This window comes from Pedobacter polaris (assembly GCF_005116505.1).
In the GTDB taxonomy this organism is placed as follows: Bacteria; Bacteroidota; Bacteroidia; order Sphingobacteriales; family Sphingobacteriaceae; genus Pedobacter; species Pedobacter polaris.
The window spans coordinates 236,184-253,362 of the sequence record NZ_SWBR01000005.1 but is presented as its reverse complement, the minus strand read 5'-3'; the positions used below and the strand labels follow the sequence as shown (position 1 = coordinate 253,362).

General features: G+C 35.1%; 16 protein-coding genes. 12 read left to right on the top strand and 4 right to left on the bottom strand.

What is annotated here, in order from left to right:
- The first annotated feature begins 145 nt into the window (after window positions 1-145).
- From purH to rodA, 6 genes are all read left to right on the top strand, one after another.
- A complete protein-coding gene (gene purH, locus FA048_RS17900) occupies window positions 146-1,672 on the top strand; it encodes a bifunctional phosphoribosylaminoimidazolecarboxamide formyltransferase/IMP cyclohydrolase (protein WP_136843682.1) in 1,527 nt (508 codons plus the stop codon).
- Between the two features lie 349 nt (window positions 1,673-2,021).
- The gene (locus tag FA048_RS17895; RefSeq protein WP_131555670.1) at window positions 2,022-3,044 is read left to right on the top strand and encodes a rod shape-determining protein; all 1,023 of its coding nucleotides are present in this window, start codon (window positions 2,022-2,024) and stop codon (window positions 3,042-3,044) included.
- Between the two features lie 75 nt (window positions 3,045-3,119).
- Window positions 3,120-3,959 (top strand): rod shape-determining protein MreC, encoded by an 840-nt coding sequence (gene mreC / locus FA048_RS17890; protein ID WP_136843680.1) that lies wholly within the window; start codon window positions 3,120-3,122, stop codon window positions 3,957-3,959.
- The gene (mreD, locus tag FA048_RS17885) at window positions 3,949-4,464 is read left to right on the top strand and encodes a rod shape-determining protein MreD (RefSeq protein WP_136843678.1); all 516 of its coding nucleotides are present in this window, start codon (window positions 3,949-3,951) and stop codon (window positions 4,462-4,464) included. Before mreC ends, mreD begins: the two co-directional genes overlap by 11 nt.
- Window positions 4,465-6,456, top strand: a complete 1,992-nt coding sequence (gene mrdA, locus FA048_RS17880; protein ID WP_136843676.1) for a penicillin-binding protein 2 — start codon at window positions 4,465-4,467, stop codon at window positions 6,454-6,456.
- Complete coding sequence (rodA, locus tag FA048_RS17875) at window positions 6,437-7,696, top strand: rod shape-determining protein RodA (protein ID WP_136843674.1); 1,260 nt, start codon at window positions 6,437-6,439, stop codon at window positions 7,694-7,696. Before mrdA ends, rodA begins: the two co-directional genes overlap by 20 nt.
- 83 nt (window positions 7,697-7,779) lie before the next feature.
- Here the strand turns inward: rodA and FA048_RS17870 are convergent, their stop codons facing one another.
- Window positions 7,780-8,805, bottom strand: coding sequence for a hypothetical protein (locus tag FA048_RS17870; protein ID WP_136843672.1), 1,026 nt, complete (start codon window positions 8,803-8,805; stop codon window positions 7,780-7,782).
- Window positions 8,806-8,899: 94 nt separating this feature from the next.
- Here FA048_RS17870 and FA048_RS17865 point away from each other — a divergent pair, with 94 nt between their 5' ends.
- From FA048_RS17865 to FA048_RS17850, 4 genes are all read left to right on the top strand, one after another.
- Complete coding sequence (locus FA048_RS17865) at window positions 8,900-9,475, top strand: thymidine kinase (RefSeq protein ID WP_136843981.1); 576 nt, start codon at window positions 8,900-8,902, stop codon at window positions 9,473-9,475.
- Window positions 9,476-9,522: 47 nt separating this feature from the next.
- The gene (locus FA048_RS17860) at window positions 9,523-9,720 is read left to right on the top strand and encodes a hypothetical protein (RefSeq protein ID WP_136843670.1); all 198 of its coding nucleotides are present in this window, start codon (window positions 9,523-9,525) and stop codon (window positions 9,718-9,720) included.
- A gap of 369 nt (window positions 9,721-10,089) precedes the next feature.
- On the top strand, window positions 10,090-10,506 hold the full coding sequence (locus FA048_RS17855) for a VOC family protein (RefSeq protein WP_136843668.1): 417 nt from the start codon (window positions 10,090-10,092) through the stop codon (window positions 10,504-10,506).
- 69 nt (window positions 10,507-10,575) lie between these two features.
- On the top strand, window positions 10,576-11,031 hold the full coding sequence (locus FA048_RS17850; RefSeq protein WP_136843666.1) for an SRPBCC family protein: 456 nt from the start codon (window positions 10,576-10,578) through the stop codon (window positions 11,029-11,031).
- A 39-nt stretch (window positions 11,032-11,070) separates the two neighbouring features.
- Here FA048_RS17850 and FA048_RS17845 read toward each other — a convergent pair whose 3' ends face one another.
- Window positions 11,071-12,459, bottom strand: a complete 1,389-nt coding sequence (locus FA048_RS17845; RefSeq protein ID WP_136843664.1) for a TlpA family protein disulfide reductase — start codon at window positions 12,457-12,459, stop codon at window positions 11,071-11,073.
- A 142-nt stretch (window positions 12,460-12,601) separates the two neighbouring features.
- On the opposite strand from FA048_RS17845, the gene FA048_RS17840 reads away from it, so the two are divergent.
- On the top strand, window positions 12,602-12,967 hold the full coding sequence (locus FA048_RS17840) for a hypothetical protein (protein ID WP_136843662.1): 366 nt from the start codon (window positions 12,602-12,604) through the stop codon (window positions 12,965-12,967).
- 101 nt (window positions 12,968-13,068) lie between these two features.
- Window positions 13,069-13,599 carry a ferritin gene (locus FA048_RS17835; RefSeq protein ID WP_136843661.1) on the top strand — a complete coding sequence of 177 codons (531 nt, stop codon included), beginning with the start codon at window positions 13,069-13,071 and terminating at the stop codon, window positions 13,597-13,599.
- 318 nt (window positions 13,600-13,917) lie between these two features.
- Here FA048_RS17835 and FA048_RS17830 read toward each other — a convergent pair whose 3' ends face one another.
- Together FA048_RS17830 and FA048_RS17825 are read right to left on the bottom strand one after the other, a co-directional pair.
- A complete protein-coding gene (locus FA048_RS17830) occupies window positions 13,918-14,577 on the bottom strand; it encodes a hypothetical protein (RefSeq protein WP_205943521.1) in 660 nt (219 codons plus the stop codon).
- The gene (locus FA048_RS17825; protein WP_136843659.1) at window positions 14,578-17,085 is read right to left on the bottom strand and encodes a glycoside hydrolase family 127 protein; all 2,508 of its coding nucleotides are present in this window, start codon (window positions 17,083-17,085) and stop codon (window positions 14,578-14,580) included. It abuts the gene before it with no gap.
- Window positions 17,086-17,179 lie beyond the last annotated feature (94 nt).

Here is a 17,179-nt window from a genome sequence, read left to right as displayed (position 1 = left end):
AATACCTAAAGTCCGAAAGATTGGGCGGCAAGTAGTTCAATAATAAAGCAATTTAACAATAGAACTTTTTCTTCATTTTTATTTAAAAAACCTCCAAAAAAAACATTCGTTTTTCTTACCTTTGCGGCTTAAAATAACACCCTTCATGAGTCAGTCAGTAAAGATCAAAAACGCTTTAATTTCAGTTTATTACAAAGATGGTTTAGCGCCACTTGTTCAATATTTAGCCCAACAAGGCGTAACGCTATATTCTACTGGCGGAACAGAGCAATTTATTAAAGATTTAAACCTTCCGGTTGTGGCGGTTGAGGACTTAACTGGCTATCCATCAATCTTAGGTGGCAGAGTAAAAACCTTACACCCTAAAGTATTTGGTGGAATTTTAAACCGTAGAAATTTAGCTGGAGATCAAGAGCAAATTGCTCAATATGAAATTCCAGAAATTGATTTGGTAATAGTAGACCTTTACCCTTTTGAAGAAACAGTTAAAGCTGGTGGAACTGACGCAGAAATTATAGAGAAAATAGACATTGGTGGAATTTCACTAATTCGTGCTGCTGCTAAAAACTTTAATGACGTTGTAATCATTGCATCAAAAGATGATTATAGTACTTTATTAGGTGAACTACAAAATCAAGATGGGGCAACAACTTTAGCTCAACGTAAATCGTATGCTAAAAAAGCATTCCATACTTCTTCTCACTACGACACAGCAATTTTTAATTATTTTAATAATGAAGAGCCGCTAAGCGTTTTTAAACAAAGTGTAAAACAGTCACAAACTTTACGTTATGGAGAAAACCCTCATCAGCAAGGCACTTTTTATGGCAACCTAGATGAGATGTTTACCAAATTGAATGGTAAAGAACTAAGCTATAACAATTTGGTAGATGTTGATGCTGCAGTAGCTTTAATAGATGAATTTACTGAACCAACTTTTGCAATTTTAAAACATACCAATGCTTGCGGATTAGCCTCTAGAGCTACTGTTTTAGAAGCATGGACAGCTGCTTTGGCTTGCGATCCTGTTTCTGCTTTTGGTGGTGTATTAATTACTAACCAAGAAGTAGATTTAGCAACTGCACAAGAAATTAATAATCTTTTCTTTGAAGTTTTAATCGCTCCTTCTTACCAACCAGCAGCTGTTGAATTGTTTAAAGCAAAGAAAAACAGGGTTATTTTACAGCGTAATGAAGTTGAATTGAGCAAAAAACAATTCAAAACTTTATTGAATGGCGTAATTGAGCAGGATAAAGATTTGAGCTTAGAAGGTGCAGACCAAATGACCGTAGTTACTGAAAAAGCACCAAGCGAAGAATCTATTAAAGATTTACTCTTCGCGAATAAAATTGTAAAACATACTAAATCTAATACCATCGTTTTTGTAAAAGACAATGTGTTATTGGCAAGTGGTGTTGGACAAACTTCGAGAGTTGATGCTTTGAAACAAGCAGTTGTAAAAGCAGAATCTTTTGGCTTTAGCTTAAAAGATGCAGTTATGGCTTCTGATGCCTTTTTCCCTTTCCCTGATTGTGTTGAATTAGCAGCAGATGCAGGAATTATTGCTGTTTTACAACCAGGTGGATCAATTAAAGATCAAGATTCTATTAACATGTGTAATCAAAAAGGCATTGCCATGGTTACAACTGGAGTAAGACATTTTAAACACTAACCCCTAAATCCCCTAAAGGGGACTTTACAGAGCAGAAAGACTAAAGCTTAAAGACTTAAAGCCTTATACAATTCTCCTCTTGAAGGCTGGAGTGGTTTAGGCTACTAGCAACCTTAAATAGTTGCACAGCCTACTGTTAATAAACCCGATTGAACGAATGCCATTTTTTATGGCAGCAGGGAAAGCGGGACTGAAAAACCGATGGAAATATGGTATTGATTTTCAAACAATTCTAAACAAAATAAATATACTGTACCACGGATTTTTTTAATTTTAAATATAATAAAAACACTATTTTTACATTTGAATAGTAGAGATTTACTAATAACATAGCTAACACCACATATAAATGGGATTATTTAATTGGTTTACGCAAGAAGTTGCCATCGATTTAGGCACTGCGAATACCCTTATCATACATAACGACAAAGTAGTAGTAGACGAACCATCTATTGTTGCTTTTGACAGACAAACAAACAAAATCATTGCAATTGGCCGTCAGGCGATGCAAATGGAAGGTAAAACACACGATAACATTAGAACAGTTAGGCCTTTAAAAGATGGTGTAATTGCAGATTTTAATGCTGCAGAAGCCATGATTAAAGGAATGATTCGTATGCTTAACGGAGGTAAAGGATGGATGTTCCCTTCATTAAGAATGGTAATTTGCATTCCATCTGGTATTACTGAGGTTGAAAAACGTGCCGTTAGAGATAGTGCAGAAATTGCTGGCGCTAAAGAGGTTTATCTTATTCATGAGCCAATGGCTGCAGCAGTAGGTATTGGTATCGATGTAGAAGAACCAATGGGAAACATGATCATTGATATAGGTGGTGGTACTACAGAAATTGCGGTTATTGCTTTATCAGGTATTGTTTGCGATCAATCTATCCGAGTTGCGGGAGATAACTTCGATTCTGATATAGTGAATTACATCCGTCGCCAACACAACATTATGATTGGTGATCGTACTGCAGAAAAAATTAAGATTGAAGTTGGTGCAGCTTTACCAGAATTAGCAGATCCACCTGCAGATTTTGCCGTTCAAGGAAGAGATCTAATGACTGGCGTACCAAAACAAATTACGGTTTCTTATACGGAGATTGCACATTGTTTAGACAAATCCATCTCTAAAATTGAAGAAGCGATTTTAAAAGCTTTAGAGATTACTCCACCAGAGCTTTCTGCAGATATTTATCAAACTGGTATTTATTTAACAGGTGGTGGTGCATTGTTACGCGGTTTGGATAAACGTGTAGCTGCTAAAACAAAGTTACCTGTTCACGTTGCCGAAGATCCACTTCGTGCAGTAGTTCGTGGTACTGGTATCGCTTTAAAAAACATTGGTAATTATAAATTCTTAATGCAATAAATCAAGTTATACGTTGTAAGTTATAAGTTTTAAGTCTTGTAACTTACAACGTACCACTTATAACTTATCACTTAAATGCGTAACCTTTGGATTTTCATAAGCAGATATAACGCATTTTTCTTTTTCATCATTTTCTTTTCTGTTGGGATTATTTTAACCCTAAAAAATAATGCCTATCACCGTAGTGTAACCCTAAACTCTACTAATGCTGTTGTAGGCAGTGCTTACGAACGTTTAAATGTTTTAAAAAGATATTTAAACTTGGGCCAAGTAAATGATAGCCTAGCCATGGAAAACGCAAAACTTAAAACTCAACTTTTATCTTTGCAAAACGTAGACACTAGCCATGCAATTAAAGTTAATGACACTGTAAATAGACAACAATATACATTATTTGCAGCTAAGGTGATTAAGAACTCCATTAGCATGCGCAATAACTACATTACCATAAACAGAGGCAGTGCAGATGGTATTGTAAAAGATATGGCAGTTATTTCTCCTCAAAAAGGTGTAGTTGGGTTTGTACAAGATGTGTCTGAACATTTGGCAACAATTAGGTCTCTATTGAATAAAAATACAGCTATTAGTATCTTTATTAAAAAGAATAATGCTTTTGGATCATTGGTGTGGGGCGATGGAAATTTCGATTTCCGAAAAGCTTATATTAAAGAAATTCCAAACCACTTTAAAGTTAATGTTGGCGACACGGTGATTACCTCTGGTGTAGGTAGTTTCCCGAAAGGAATAGAGGTTGGCAAAGTAAGTAAAACTGGTATAAGTACAGGTGATAGTTTTATGACTTTAGAAATTAGTCTCTTTAACGATTTTAGCACATTACAATATGTGTATGTAATTAAAGATAGGTTAGCAATAGAACAAAAAGCACTCGAAACGCAATTACCCAATGAGCAGTAGAATAATATTTATCAATATATTTAGATGGATTGTACTTTTGTTTGTACAGATCTTTCTTCTGCGTAACCTAAATTACTATAACCTATCTACACCGTTCCTATATATTTTATTCATTTTAGTTCTTCCCTTTAGAACGCCCAACTTTTTGCTCTTTCTAATAGCTTTTGGAACTGGATTAACAATGGATGCTTTTTATGATACATTAGGTGTACATACGAGCGCTTGCGTTGCACTTGCCTTTGTAAGAATACTATTTATCTCCGTGAGTGTAAACAGAGATGCATTTGATGAACCTGAACCTTCTTTGGGTAATATGGGCTTCAAGTGGTTTACGCTTTATGCCGTATTGTGCACTTTGGTACATCATATTGTAGTATTTTTATTAGAAGCATTTAAGTTTAATGAAATTGCTTATACATTGGGCAGAGCTTTGCTTAGTGTGGTATTCACTATGTTTGTTGTGTTGTTGGTTGAATTAATTTTCCACAATAGAAAATCGAACTAAATGGATCAGTTGTTTAATAGAAAATATATTATACAAGGTTTATTTGTCTTACTTGCACTTATCCTCTTGGGCAAGCTTTTTTATATTCAAATTGCAACTGATAAATATTTTGTGAATGCCAATAGTAATGCACTTCGTAAAATTTATGTTTATCCGGCTAGGGGTGTAATTTTAGATAGAAATAATAAAGTTTTAGCGCAAAACCAGCCCACGTATGACCTATTGGTAACTCCAAAATTGGTTAAACCTTTTGATACTTTATCGCTATGCCAAATTATTGGGGTAGATATGCCAACATTTAGAGAAAAACTTAGAAAAGCAACTGTAAGATCTAGGTATCAAGCTTCTATATTTCAGAAATTACTTTCTGTACAAACCTACGCTGCTTTGCAGGAAAAAATGGCTAATTATCAAGGATTTGATGTTCAAAAAAGAACGATAAGGTATTATCCTGATAGCATTGCAAGTCAGTTTTTAGGCTACATGAGAGAAGTTACACAAACAGATCTCGAAAAATACGAAGGTTATTATAAATCTGGAGATTATATTGGTAAGGCAGGGATTGAAAAAGAATACGAAGTTGATTTAAGAGGTACAAAAGGGGTAACCCATATGCTCTACAATGCCAGAAATGTAGCCCAAGGAAGGTATGCTGATGGGAAATTAGACTCTATGGCAATTTCTGGTGACCAACTTACTTCAACAATTGATAGCAGAATACAAAAACTAGGCGAAGAATTACTAGCCAACAAAGTTGGAAGTGTAGTTGCTATAGAGCCAAATACCGGAGAAATTTTAGCTTTTGTAAGCAGTCCAGGTTACGACCCGAATAAGTTGGTAGGTAGCAATTTTAGCAATAATTACAGAGATATCTTTGCAAACCCAAACAGAGCGTTTGTAGTTAGGCCAATACAAGGGGGATATTCTCCAGGCTCAGCTTTTAAACCTCTAGATGCCCTAATTGCCCTAAGTGAAGGTGTTGTTGATCCAAATACTACTTTTAACTGTCCTGGTTATTACATTGCTGGTAATAGACGATTTAAATGTGAGCACGTTGATGGGAATACAGCATTACGTTGGGGAATATCTCGTTCATGCAACACCTACTTTTATAACATTTTTGCCAAAATGATGACTAAAAATGGTTTCTCAAATACCAAACAACAAGCGGCCTATGAAGCATGGCAAAATAAAGTGAGGAAGTTTGGAATTGGAGATACGTTGGGTATTGATTTTCCGGGTGAAAAAGCATATAAATTATATAGGGCAAAAGATTACAGTAAAATTTACGGCAAATATTGGGGAAACACAACCATCATGTCTGTTGCAATTGGTCAAGGAGAGATAAGCACCACTCCCTTGCAAATGGCTAATATCATGGCAATTATTGCAAATAAGGGATATTATATTAAACCACATGTTGTTAAAGCCATTGGAAGTGGAAGAAAGATAGACCCTAAATACAAGGAAAAACACTATGTAGGCATTGATGCCAAATATTTCGACCCTGTGATTGATGGGATGCAAGATGCAGTAAATACAGCAACAGGTACAGCAACAGAATCTAGGCTAAGAGACATCATTATGTGTGGTAAAACCGGAACTGTACAAAATAGCAGAGGAAAAAATCACTCTGTGTTTATTGGCTTTGCGCCTAGAGATAATCCAAAAATTGCCATTGCTGTAATTATAGAAAATGGCGGTTATGGTGGTTCTTATGCCGCACCTATTGCTAGTTTTATTACCGAAAAATACTTGACAGATTCACTTTCTGGAAGACTGATAAATGGTGCAACTTTACAAAAATATAAGGATGCGAATTTATTACCGGTGCCAAAAACAATAAAGCCAATTAAACCTACTTCTAAAACCGACAGCTTAAAAGCAGATAGCATAAAGAAAGCGGCACCAAAGGGGAAAACGAATGTAGCTGTGAATAATTTTAATAAAGAAGCCATTAAACCGAAAAACAATGCAACAGCAAAGCAATAGATTTTTCTATAATGTAGATTGGGTCACCATTCTAATTTATGTGGCCTTATGTGCCATTGGTTTCATGAACATTTATGCTACCGAATATAATCCAGATATAGCTATTCCCTTATCTAAGGCAAAGTATATCAAACAACTCACTTTTATAGGTTCGGGACTATTAATAGGCTTTGTGATCTTATTACTCGATGCCAAGTTCTTCAGCGTATTTGCCCCTATAATTTACGGCACCACTGTTTTTCTTTTATTGATTGTTTTGGTAGTGGGCAGAAATGTAGGCGGTAACCAAGCCTGGATAGCCATTGGCTCATTTCGTTTACAACCATCAGAATTTGCAAAGTTTGGTACGGCTTTATTACTAGCCAGGTACATCAGTTCGTTTAATGTTAAGCTTACTACTTTAAAACCAATATTAATTTGTGCTGCTATTATTGTATTGCCCATGTGTTTAATCATGTTGCAACCAGATGCCGGCTCCATGTTGGTTTTTTTATCATTTATGTTTCCCTTATACAGAGAGGGCCTATCTGGTAACCTACTGATTATTTTTTGGGGAATGGTACTTTTGTTTATACTCAATCTTTACTTTGCTCCTTCCATTCTCATCTCCTCTATTTTAATTTTAGGGGCCTTATTTATTTACTACAACCGTAAAAAGCAACAGAAAATTATTAGCATATCTATCATTACGATAATAGCGATTGGTTATTTATTTGTTGCCAAATTTTTGTTTAATAATGTATTACAGCAACATCAACGTACCCGTATAGAGCTGATTTTGGGCTTAACAAAAGACAACAAAGGTGCCGGATACAATGTAATTCAATCTCAAACTGCTATAGGTGCCGGACAAGTTACAGGCAGGGGCTTTTTACAGGGAACGCAAACTAAATTTAAATTTGTTCCTGAGCAAAGTACCGATTTTATTTTTTCTACTGTGGGCGAAGAATGGGGATTTGTAGGTTGTTTCGTAGTTATAGCCCTATTTATATTTCTATTGCTCAGAATCATTAATATTGCAGAGCGACAGCGTTCATCTTTCTCTAGGGTATATGGTTATTGTATTGCCTGCATTATATTTTTCCACGTATTCATCAATATTGGCATGGCAATAGGTATTATGCCTGTAATTGGTATTCCGTTGCCATTTATTAGTTATGGGGGTTCTTCTTTATGGAGCTTTACAATTCTGTTGTTTATCTTCTTAAAGCTCGATTCGAATAGAATGGGATTTATTTAAACCCCTAAATCCCCTAAAGGGGACTTTCCTAAATGATACAGAGATATTAGTGCAAATTCTACTCCCCTTTAGGGGTTGGGTGTTTATTTAAAACGTTGGTTCAATAACAAATAAAATTTATCAACCGTAGCTTGTTTTTCTGCCCAATTATTTTTAGCAGCATAATTCTTTTGAAAGAAATTATCTGCTGCTTCAAAGTTTGGCAATTTATTAGCTAAATCTATTGCCTCAGCATAGGCTAAATTATAACCATTAAAAAGATCTTTGATGTAAAGCAATTTATCGTTAAGATTAATGGCTTGTTTTAAGTCTTTGATATCGGTAGTGGTAGTAGAGTTGATATTTGTAGCGTTAGATTTTGCTAGCAAATCATTTAACGTTGGTTTGTAAGTTGGGTCTTCAACTGGCTCGGTTTTATTTACAACAGTATTTTCAATTGGTGCTATTTCCAATTCCAAATCTTCTTTTTCTATCGGAAACTCTTCTTCCTTTTGTACCAAGAATGGCTCTGGTCCTATTTCATCATCATCCGCAGTTTCTTCTGTTAAGGGCCCCTCTTCTCTTAATCCTCTTTTCTGCGCTAAAATGAGTTCTTCTTCTTCACTTAAAGGCCTGTTAAAAAGCTCATCTACACTTTTTTCTTCAAAATCGAACTTTTCATGCTCTGAGTGGTCATTTAAAATAAACTCGAAGGTTGATGGCTCATTATCTAGCTTAAAAACCTCCTCTTCTATTTCTTCAAAATGAATCATAGATTCTGGTTCTTGTTCAACTACCTTTTCTTCAATAACTTCAGGTATTTCTGTTGGCTCATTGGCAAAAGTAATCTCCTCAATTTGAGATACCTCCTGTATATCATCTCCTGTGGCACTAACATTTTCAGGCTCGCTTACTTCTGCTGCTGGAGTTAAAACTAAGGTCGGTTGCTGATTGGCATTTATTTTTTTTATGATTTGAACATGATCTGCCAAGAAATTTGCATTAGCATGAAAAAGTTCAAGTTCTAACTCATTGAGCTTTTGGGGGTTTTGAGCCAAGAATTGATATTGCTCATTCAACTCATTTAATATCAAACCTAATTTATTAAAAAGATCTTCTTGCTTTATCATGGTTGCTTAACGAAAAAATGGGTGATTTATGTTAATAAATGACAATCAAAAGTACTATAAAATTCTTTTATATTTGGCTAAAATACCTTTACAAATGTTATTCAGCGAGCAAAACTTTAGAAGAGGAGAATTTTGTGGAAGCATCGAAGTAATTTGCGGCTCCATGTTCTCTGGTAAAACGGAAGAATTAATTAGAAGACTTAAGAGAGCTCAGATAGCAAAACTAAATGTAGAAATTTTTAAACCTAAAACAGATACCCGTTATGATGAAACCGCAGTGGTTTCTCATGATTTAAATTCCATACAATCTACTCCCGTTGATAGTTCATCAGCCATTTTATTATTAGGGGCTAATACCCAAGTTGTAGGTATTGATGAAGCTCAATTTTTTGATGAAGAGTTGCCAGAAGTTTGTAACAAGCTAGCCCTAAAAGGCATACGTGTAATTATTGCTGGTTTAGATATGGATTTTCAAGGCAAACCATTTGGCCCCATACCAGCTCTTTTGGCCATTGCAGAGCATGTAACTAAAGTAAATGCAGTTTGTATGCAATGTGGTAGTCCGGCAGTGTATTCTTATCGTACCGTTGTAAACGATGCTAAAATATTGTTAGGAGAAAAAGACAGCTATGAACCTAGGTGCAGAGCTTGTTACAACGCTTTAGGCTAATTCAATTTCTCCCAAAAGCTACCGGATTACAATTTTACTTAACCCCTATGAAAATCCTCAATCAAGATACCCCAACTGGCGAACTAAATGAAGTTAAAGTAGGCGATTCGATCAGTAATGGCATCGGTACTTTTGGTGAAGTAGAGGATATTAAATTCGAAAATGGTGATGGATTTTGGGAATTCACCTTTGCCTTAGTAGGCGGTGGACTAATCCAAGTAAGAAAGACAATCCAAACCTGTTAGCCAACCATTACAATTCATCTTTTTTTAACGCTATGGATCTAACCATTTAACTATGGTTTGAGCAAGGGAAATTCATAGTAAATACGCATCGCTTCAGGTTCGTAATGATGTTATAAAAGCTTAACCCTTAAAACGGCGTTTAGACGGGGTTGGTTCGGACTTGGTTCGGACCTGTGACAATTCTATCCGAGTAAACTCCGACCTAAATACGACTACACACTAAGCCAAAAGATATCCGTTTATAACGCATGTAGGATACTGGCATAAAGCTTTCACCATTATGTCTCTTATACGCCCTAAGATTGTCTCATAGCCCCTCCTATTTTTAGTTTAAAATTCCGAGCTTAGTATAAACTAAATACAATAGTTATGACAAAAGAAATCTGGGCCAACCTACCAGTTGCCGACATCAGCAAGTCAGTTGACTTCTTTACCAAAATGGGATTTACTAAAAATGACAAATTCCCATTTACAGATACGATGGCCTCTTTTTTTATTGGCGAAAAAAGCAAATTTGTGATGATGTTATTTAGGAATGATATTTTAGAGGGTTTTAGTGCGAATAAAATTTCAGACACCTTAAAAGGAACAGAAGTTCTATTTTCTATAGATGCCGAAAGCCCAGCAGAAGTTGATGAAATGTTGCAAAAAGCAGCTGACGCCGGTGGTAAGATTTATGCAAAAGGCGGAGAAAAAGATGGCTGGATGTATGGTGGTGGCTTTATAGATCTTGATGGGCACAGATGGAATCTGTTGCATATGGACTTTAGTAAAATGCCTAAGTAGCCCTAAGTAGCGAGCCATTAATCTCAAATCTAACTAATTACTATATACCAACTACTAAATACTTATACTATGGAATTTAATATTGAAATCAATGCGCCTAGAGAAAAAGTATGGGATGTACTTTTTGGCGAAGAAACTTACCCATTATGGACCTCAGCTTTTGGTGAAGGTTCGAGAGTAGAAACTGATTGGCAAAAAGGAAGCAAGGCTTTATTCCTCGGTTCTGGTAACAGTGGAATGGTTTCGAAAATTGCTGATAATGTACCTAATGAATATATGTCTATTGAACATTTAGGGATGATTAAAAATGGTATTGAAGATTATGATAGTGAAGAAGTAAAAAGCTGGGCAGGTGCAAAAGAAAACTATACCCTTACGGATTTAGATGGTAAAACCAATCTGTATATTTTTATGGAAATGGATGAATCTGAAAAGAATAAACCGATGATAGATATGTTTGCAGACATGTGGCCAAAAGCCTTAGCTAAAGTAAAAGAGCTAGCAGAACCATCTGCTGTAGTATAACATAACCCATAGCTTTGGCAACTTTTATGGTTGTCAAAGCTATTGCTGTAAAATTCTTTTCAAATAATCTACAACTCCATCATTACTTGGCGAAGGTGCAGCTGTGGAGATTAAAAAGCCATTTCTGTCTAATACTGCGTACCTTGGAAATCCATTCTTTATTCCAAAAAATTCATTAAAATATTTTTCATCAGCAGCTTCAGCCTTTAAATTTACTCCTGTAATTTCATGGGCTTTAATAGCTTTAATCCATAAATCTTTCGTATCATAAAAGTCTAAGTAAAGGAAAATTACTTTTTCATTTTTAAATTTGTCTCTTAGCATTTTAGCATAAGGCATTTCTATTAAACAGGCTTTGCACCAACTTCCCCAAAAGTCAATATAAACTACATTTCCCTTAAACGATTCGATACTTACACTTTCACCCTTCGTGTTTTTTAAACTGAATGTAGGTTTCTTTAAATACTGCTCATTTTTCTTGAGCCATTTTGCTTCAAGGAGTTCAGTATAAGGTGAATTTGGATATTTAGTTTCATAGTTGGATTTTAAAGCGCTAATCATTGCCACCTCATCCATATATTGAATATAAAATAGAATTAGCTCTCCTTGAACAACTTCTAATGTTTTTGGCTTATCAAAAAATAAAGAATCCATCAATTTAAATTGAGTTTTAATAGCCGTAACCCTATCCACATTGGTATTCGAAAACTTTTCCTTTACCAAAAATTGGGTATAATCGCCAATAGCGCCTAAATAATTCTTAGAAATAACCCCATCCGGCAAAACTTTAAACCTCTTCCAAAAATCATAGTAATTCACTGGCAATTCTGTACTTTTCATATCGTAAATCATCACGAATTGACTCTTTTTATAGAGACTAAAGTTGATTACTTCTTGTATGGTTTGGATATAAAAACTAGGAGAAAGTTTATTTCTATAATCTCCAAGAACAGCCATCCTATGTTGTTCTAAACTATCTAACATTTTACTATGATTCTCCACCTGTGCTTTTGTAAAAGCCATATATCCTGGCAAGGTATAAGGTTGCATTAACTTGGTTTGATAAAGAACTTCATTTTCACTAGCATAAGCACCAGCAAATTTTAATGTATGTTGATCTTCTACCATATTAAATGAACCATTTTCTCCAAACCAAAGGTTATAATATTGATTGCCAACAAATAACACCACTTCCTTTTCTTTATCTAATTTTAAACTGGTAGTAAATTCACCAACACTGTCTAACTTACCTGTAGACAGAATTATTCCTTTATAGTCGTTAAATACAGATGGATTACTAATTATCCTGTAGGCTAAATTTTTGGCTGATGGGAGCTTAAACTTCACCACTATATCTCCATAGCCATAAGTTATGATCGTAAATAATAACACTAAAGTTAAACTGAAAATTCTGTGTGCTTGCATCATAATGTTGGCTTAAAGGTTGGATAAAGATATTAAATTACAATCAATGTACGAAATAATTCGTACATAAAATTTATCACTATATTTATTTGGAATAAATCTAAACAATTCCCTATATTTGTTTCCAACAAGCAAATTGAAACAAATGCAACAAACGCTTACCGTACCAAAAATCAATTTTACCGAAGTATTTAGCACTAAAAATGGCGCTATTTATCAATCAGACAGCGAGGGCTGTTGGTATATTGATTTTGCCGGAAAGTTAGCTCGTTTCGATTATCGAAATTTATTGAAGCTTAAAAAAGCAGTTTATCAGATCGACATTGAAGATCGTTTGTTAAACAGTACTAAATCTGCCGACTTAGAAATCATCTTCATTTGCGCTTGCGATCATTGCTACGTTTTATCGCTTTTACAGATCATTAAAATGAAAGAGTTGTTACAAGGCACCTTCACCATGCTAGAGCTTAACCACATTATTTTCGATCGTTTACACCGCATTACCGCCTAATTAGCTAGAATTAGAATCTTTCTATATTGCCTTTAAATTCTTTTTGATTAGAACATAGCAGTACCTTTATTGTTATTAAAGTATCATTAACAAGTTTAGTCATGAAAGATATCATTCGTGTAAAGTGTTTACTATCATCAGATGTAGAAACATTACTTAATCAACAAATTAAAAAAGAAGCACATTCATCGGCTATTTACCTGTCTATGGCTTCATGGTGCAACAGAAACGGGTACGATTTTTCTGCAGACTATTTCTTTAAGCAGGCAGAAGAAGAAAGAGAACACCAACTTAAAATATACAAGTACGTTTTAGATATGGGAGGAACTTCTATTTCTCCAGATATTACCAACATTAAGTTAGAATACAATTCGTTTAGAGAAGTATTTGAAGATGCATTAGATCAAGAAATTAGTGTAACTCAATCTTTAAAAAACATTGCAGCTCGTTGCCAAAAAGAACAAGATTTTGTAACGTTAGAATTCTTAAATTGGTTCTTTAGAGAGCAAAGAGAAGAAGAATACAAAGCCCGCAGAGCATTAGAATTGTTCGAAGTAATTGGCGAAGAAGGTACTGGAAGATGGCAGATCGACAAACACGTTGGTCAGATTGCTTACAATAGCGAAGCTTAATACCTCCCCCAACCTTCTCCTAGAACAGAGAAAGCCATAAAATTTAGAAAGGTGCATATTAAACAATATGTACCTTTTTCATTATATTGTATAACCAAACTGCTTATAAGTTTGGGCGTTTTAACACGCTATGCGCTATATCCCCGATGAAAAACGGGGGATGCCGCTCCTATCGTTAACGCAATTCATCGCATAACATACCATCATGTCGAAAAAAGACAAAAAGAAAGATAAGGATAAAGACAAAAAGAAGAAGAAAAAGAAAGAATGCTGCTTTAAGTATTTAAAAGGGAAGAGATGTGACAATTGCCCAAATGGTTAAGTAATTAGACTTAACTGTGGCTGATAACCACTTTTCAAAGCATTCATTATCGACTTTGGAGTTAACACTTTAACCACAGTAGATAAAGCAATTTGTTTACCTGCTGCATAACCAAAAGGCGACCATTGATAAATCAAATCATTAACAACAAGATAAGCTTCATTGTCAATAGAGATAAAAGTCCCAGTAGGTAAATCTTTTAATGTAGCCTGAAAGGTTACTTTTTTACCTTGTTCATCTATTCGTTCTCTATGCAAAATTTTATCTATTGCTCCTATCTTGGTTTTGAGGTTAAAACCATATTCAGGATTGCCTTTAAGCCAAGCTGCTTTAAAAAGATTAGCTGCTATTCTTCTACATTCAAAACAAGGTCTATGCCCCGCAGCTAGTGCCGTTGCTTCATCTAAAAAGAACAATTCTGTCCATAAATTAGGCGACATGATTACTCTACGCCTTCCTTTAAATACTAACTCACAACTAATCCAGGCCTTATGCTTAAAAGGGCGTAATATGGTTTTACCCGTACCATGTAATTGCCCTCGATTACCTAACCATTTGCCACGAGCTTTGGTGGTAATGAGATTGCCAAAAGGATCTACACGATTTTGAAGCATTTGGTTTTCTTTATTATACGAAGCTATTAAAAACCTTACCATCTACCTTTTAACATCTACTTGAACCTGTAAAATACCAGCTGCCGAATCATTTTTAGGCAGGATGTTGAGTTTAATTTTTTTCACACTGAATGAATCACCATTACTATGAACTAAATTAAATTGATCTTTTAAAATGGTGTATGTGTCTGTACTGTAAAGTGGGTATGGCTTCCATGTTGTAGATTCATCAATCGAATATTCTAAATTCCATGATTGAGGAACTTGTACCCCGCCTTTATCATCATACCAATAAACAGCAAAAGATTTTATAGCTGTAGACTTCTCAAAGCTCAATTCTATAGACTGAGCTTTCCCTTTTTGGGGATAAGATGTCCAACGTGCTATGCTATTGTCAAAAGAATGTTTTGGGAATTTTCCATTTACTATGGCAAACACATTTTCACCTGTGTTTGTATAACTAGCTTTAATATTATTAATTTCTTTAGGCAAGGATATTAATTCCTCTCTCAATGTAGGTTCATTTTCCGGAAACCATATATTCATTGTCGAAACGCCCCTATTGTTCCAAGCGTAGTAGGGTAATAGATTTAAATTGGCGTTATGCACCTCTCCTTTAAGGTCAATATATTTAGCAGGTATTTTTCTTACAAACTCAATATTCGGCAACTCGCTTGCATCGCCCTTGCTAACTATAGGATTTTCTACTTGAGCAGGAATATAATATCGAGTTACATCTGCATTGTTATCTACACCTTCAGCACAATACACAATTGGCCCTCTGGTAATTGCAATTCGGTTTCGATCAGCTTCAACTCTTTCATCTGCTTTTGTATAACGTACTGGCATAGGTAAGCGTAGTTCAACTTTATCTCCTTTATTCCACTTTCGGTTGATAGAAACGAAGCCCTTATTAACTTTATCATCCTTTATTTGCTTACCATTTACCCAAATGGACCAAGGTTTAGCATCATTATCCGTGAATTTATAAAGTCCACCAGGTACGAATTGAAATCCGGTCCAACTTGGAATTCTAAGTTTTACAGCAAATGTTTGGTTAGGTTTAGTAGGATTTATTTCTAGTTTAATTAATTCATCAAAAGGATAATTACTCGTTTGTTTCAGGTAAACGTTTCCCGAACTCAAAGGAATAACTGTTGTACTACTAGTATAGAAAACACAGTAAATGTCAGTTTGGGTATTGGCATACATCATTCCCGAAACTTGTGGTATTAATCTTGCTAAGTTTGTTGGACAACAGGCTGTCCCAAACCAATGAGAACGGTCTACCATACCTTCTGACTGAAGTGGATTTACATAAAAAAACTTGTTACCCTCGAGGTTGACTCCAGCCAATACGTTATTTAATAAGGCTACTTCAGCGATGTCCATATATTTTCCATCTTTATTCAATAAGAACATACGATGATTAAAGAATACGTTGCCTACTGCTGCACAAGTTTCGTTATACGCTTCTTTATTTGGCAAAAGAAATTCATCCCCAAATCCTTCTATTCCTTGAACTGCACCGAGACCGCCTGTGATATGCATACGGGTATCTGTGATATTTTTCCAGATTTTATTCAGCGCAGGGTTAAGTGAAGAATCGTCAGTAAATGCGCCAACATCAGACATAGCTGAATACAAATACATTGCCCTTACCGCATGCCCAACTGCTTTATCCTGTTCTCTAACAGGCTTATGTTGTTGTGCATATTCAGGAGACATTGGTCCTTTTCCATTAGGCATGTATGTTACACCTCTGATGTTTAAAAAATTCTTTGACATATCTAGATACAGTTTGTTGCCCGTAACTCGATATAATTTAACCAGCGCAAGTTCAATCTCTTCATGACCCGGTGCTTGATTTACAGGTTTTCCATTATTATATTTTGGGTCTCCCTCAAAAAACACTTTATTAACATGTTTGGCGCTTTTCTCTGCAACTTCCAATAAATTTCTTTTACCAGTTGCCTGATAGTAAGCAACGGCAGCTTCGTATAGATGGCCTATATTGTAAAGTTCATGGCTATGCACTTCCCAGGAATAAGGTTTATCCCCCATTCCAGATTCTCCCCATAATGTTGCACTTTTATATGAACCAGTAATATGAGGTGGGTAAAAGTAGCCATCTTTTTGTTGGGCGGCCGCTATAATTGTAGCAAGATCATCTATTTCTTTCTCCAGTTTGGCATCGCGTCCAATTTGTAGTAGATAGGCTGCACCCTCTATCACTTTAAAGAGATCTGACGAAGAAAATCTACTATTAGAAGGTAACGGACCTTCTTTTCCACTTAAATAATTTGCTGTTCTTTGTAAATCCTCAACAGCATTCTTTGTACGATCGAAAGCTACAGGCACCAATACTTCTTTTTGAATTCTGATACGCTCACTCCAAAACTTGTCTGTTAGTTTAACTTTATTGAATGCAATAGGTATTAATAAGTCTGATGATCCATTACTTTTTTTTAATTGAAACGATTGTGCTAAACAATTTGCAATGGAAAAGTTAAATAGAAGAAGCAGGTTTAAACTTAATAATTTATACATGACAAGTAATTATTGATATACTAGGATTACAATAAAGATAGAGTTAAATTATTTCCTTTTAAATAGTAGATATTTTCTTATGATTGGCATTACC

Coding starts and splice junctions, on each gene's coding strand:
- purH (WP_136843682.1), top strand. CDS start 146: ATGAGTCAGTCAGTAAAGATCAAAAACGCTTTAATTTCAGTTTATTAC.
- FA048_RS17895 (WP_131555670.1), top strand. CDS start 2,022: ATGGGATTATTTAATTGGTTTACGCAAGAAGTTGCCATCGATTTAGGC.
- mreC (WP_136843680.1), top strand. CDS start 3,120: ATGCGTAACCTTTGGATTTTCATAAGCAGATATAACGCATTTTTCTTT.
- mreD (WP_136843678.1), top strand. CDS start 3,949: ATGAGCAGTAGAATAATATTTATCAATATATTTAGATGGATTGTACTT.
- mrdA (WP_136843676.1), top strand. CDS start 4,465: ATGGATCAGTTGTTTAATAGAAAATATATTATACAAGGTTTATTTGTC.
- rodA (WP_136843674.1), top strand. CDS start 6,437: ATGCAACAGCAAAGCAATAGATTTTTCTATAATGTAGATTGGGTCACC.
- FA048_RS17870 (WP_136843672.1), bottom strand. CDS start 8,805: ATGATAAAGCAAGAAGATCTTTTTAATAAATTAGGTTTGATATTAAAT.
- FA048_RS17865 (WP_136843981.1), top strand. CDS start 8,900: ATGTTATTCAGCGAGCAAAACTTTAGAAGAGGAGAATTTTGTGGAAGC.
- FA048_RS17860 (WP_136843670.1), top strand. CDS start 9,523: ATGAAAATCCTCAATCAAGATACCCCAACTGGCGAACTAAATGAAGTT.
- FA048_RS17855 (WP_136843668.1), top strand. CDS start 10,090: ATGACAAAAGAAATCTGGGCCAACCTACCAGTTGCCGACATCAGCAAG.
- FA048_RS17850 (WP_136843666.1), top strand. CDS start 10,576: ATGGAATTTAATATTGAAATCAATGCGCCTAGAGAAAAAGTATGGGAT.
- FA048_RS17845 (WP_136843664.1), bottom strand. CDS start 12,459: ATGATGCAAGCACACAGAATTTTCAGTTTAACTTTAGTGTTATTATTT.
- FA048_RS17840 (WP_136843662.1), top strand. CDS start 12,602: ATGCAACAAACGCTTACCGTACCAAAAATCAATTTTACCGAAGTATTT.
- FA048_RS17835 (WP_136843661.1), top strand. CDS start 13,069: ATGAAAGATATCATTCGTGTAAAGTGTTTACTATCATCAGATGTAGAA.
- FA048_RS17830 (WP_205943521.1), bottom strand. CDS start 14,577: ATGGTAAGGTTTTTAATAGCTTCGTATAATAAAGAAAACCAAATGCTT.
- FA048_RS17825 (WP_136843659.1), bottom strand. CDS start 17,085: ATGTATAAATTATTAAGTTTAAACCTGCTTCTTCTATTTAACTTTTCC.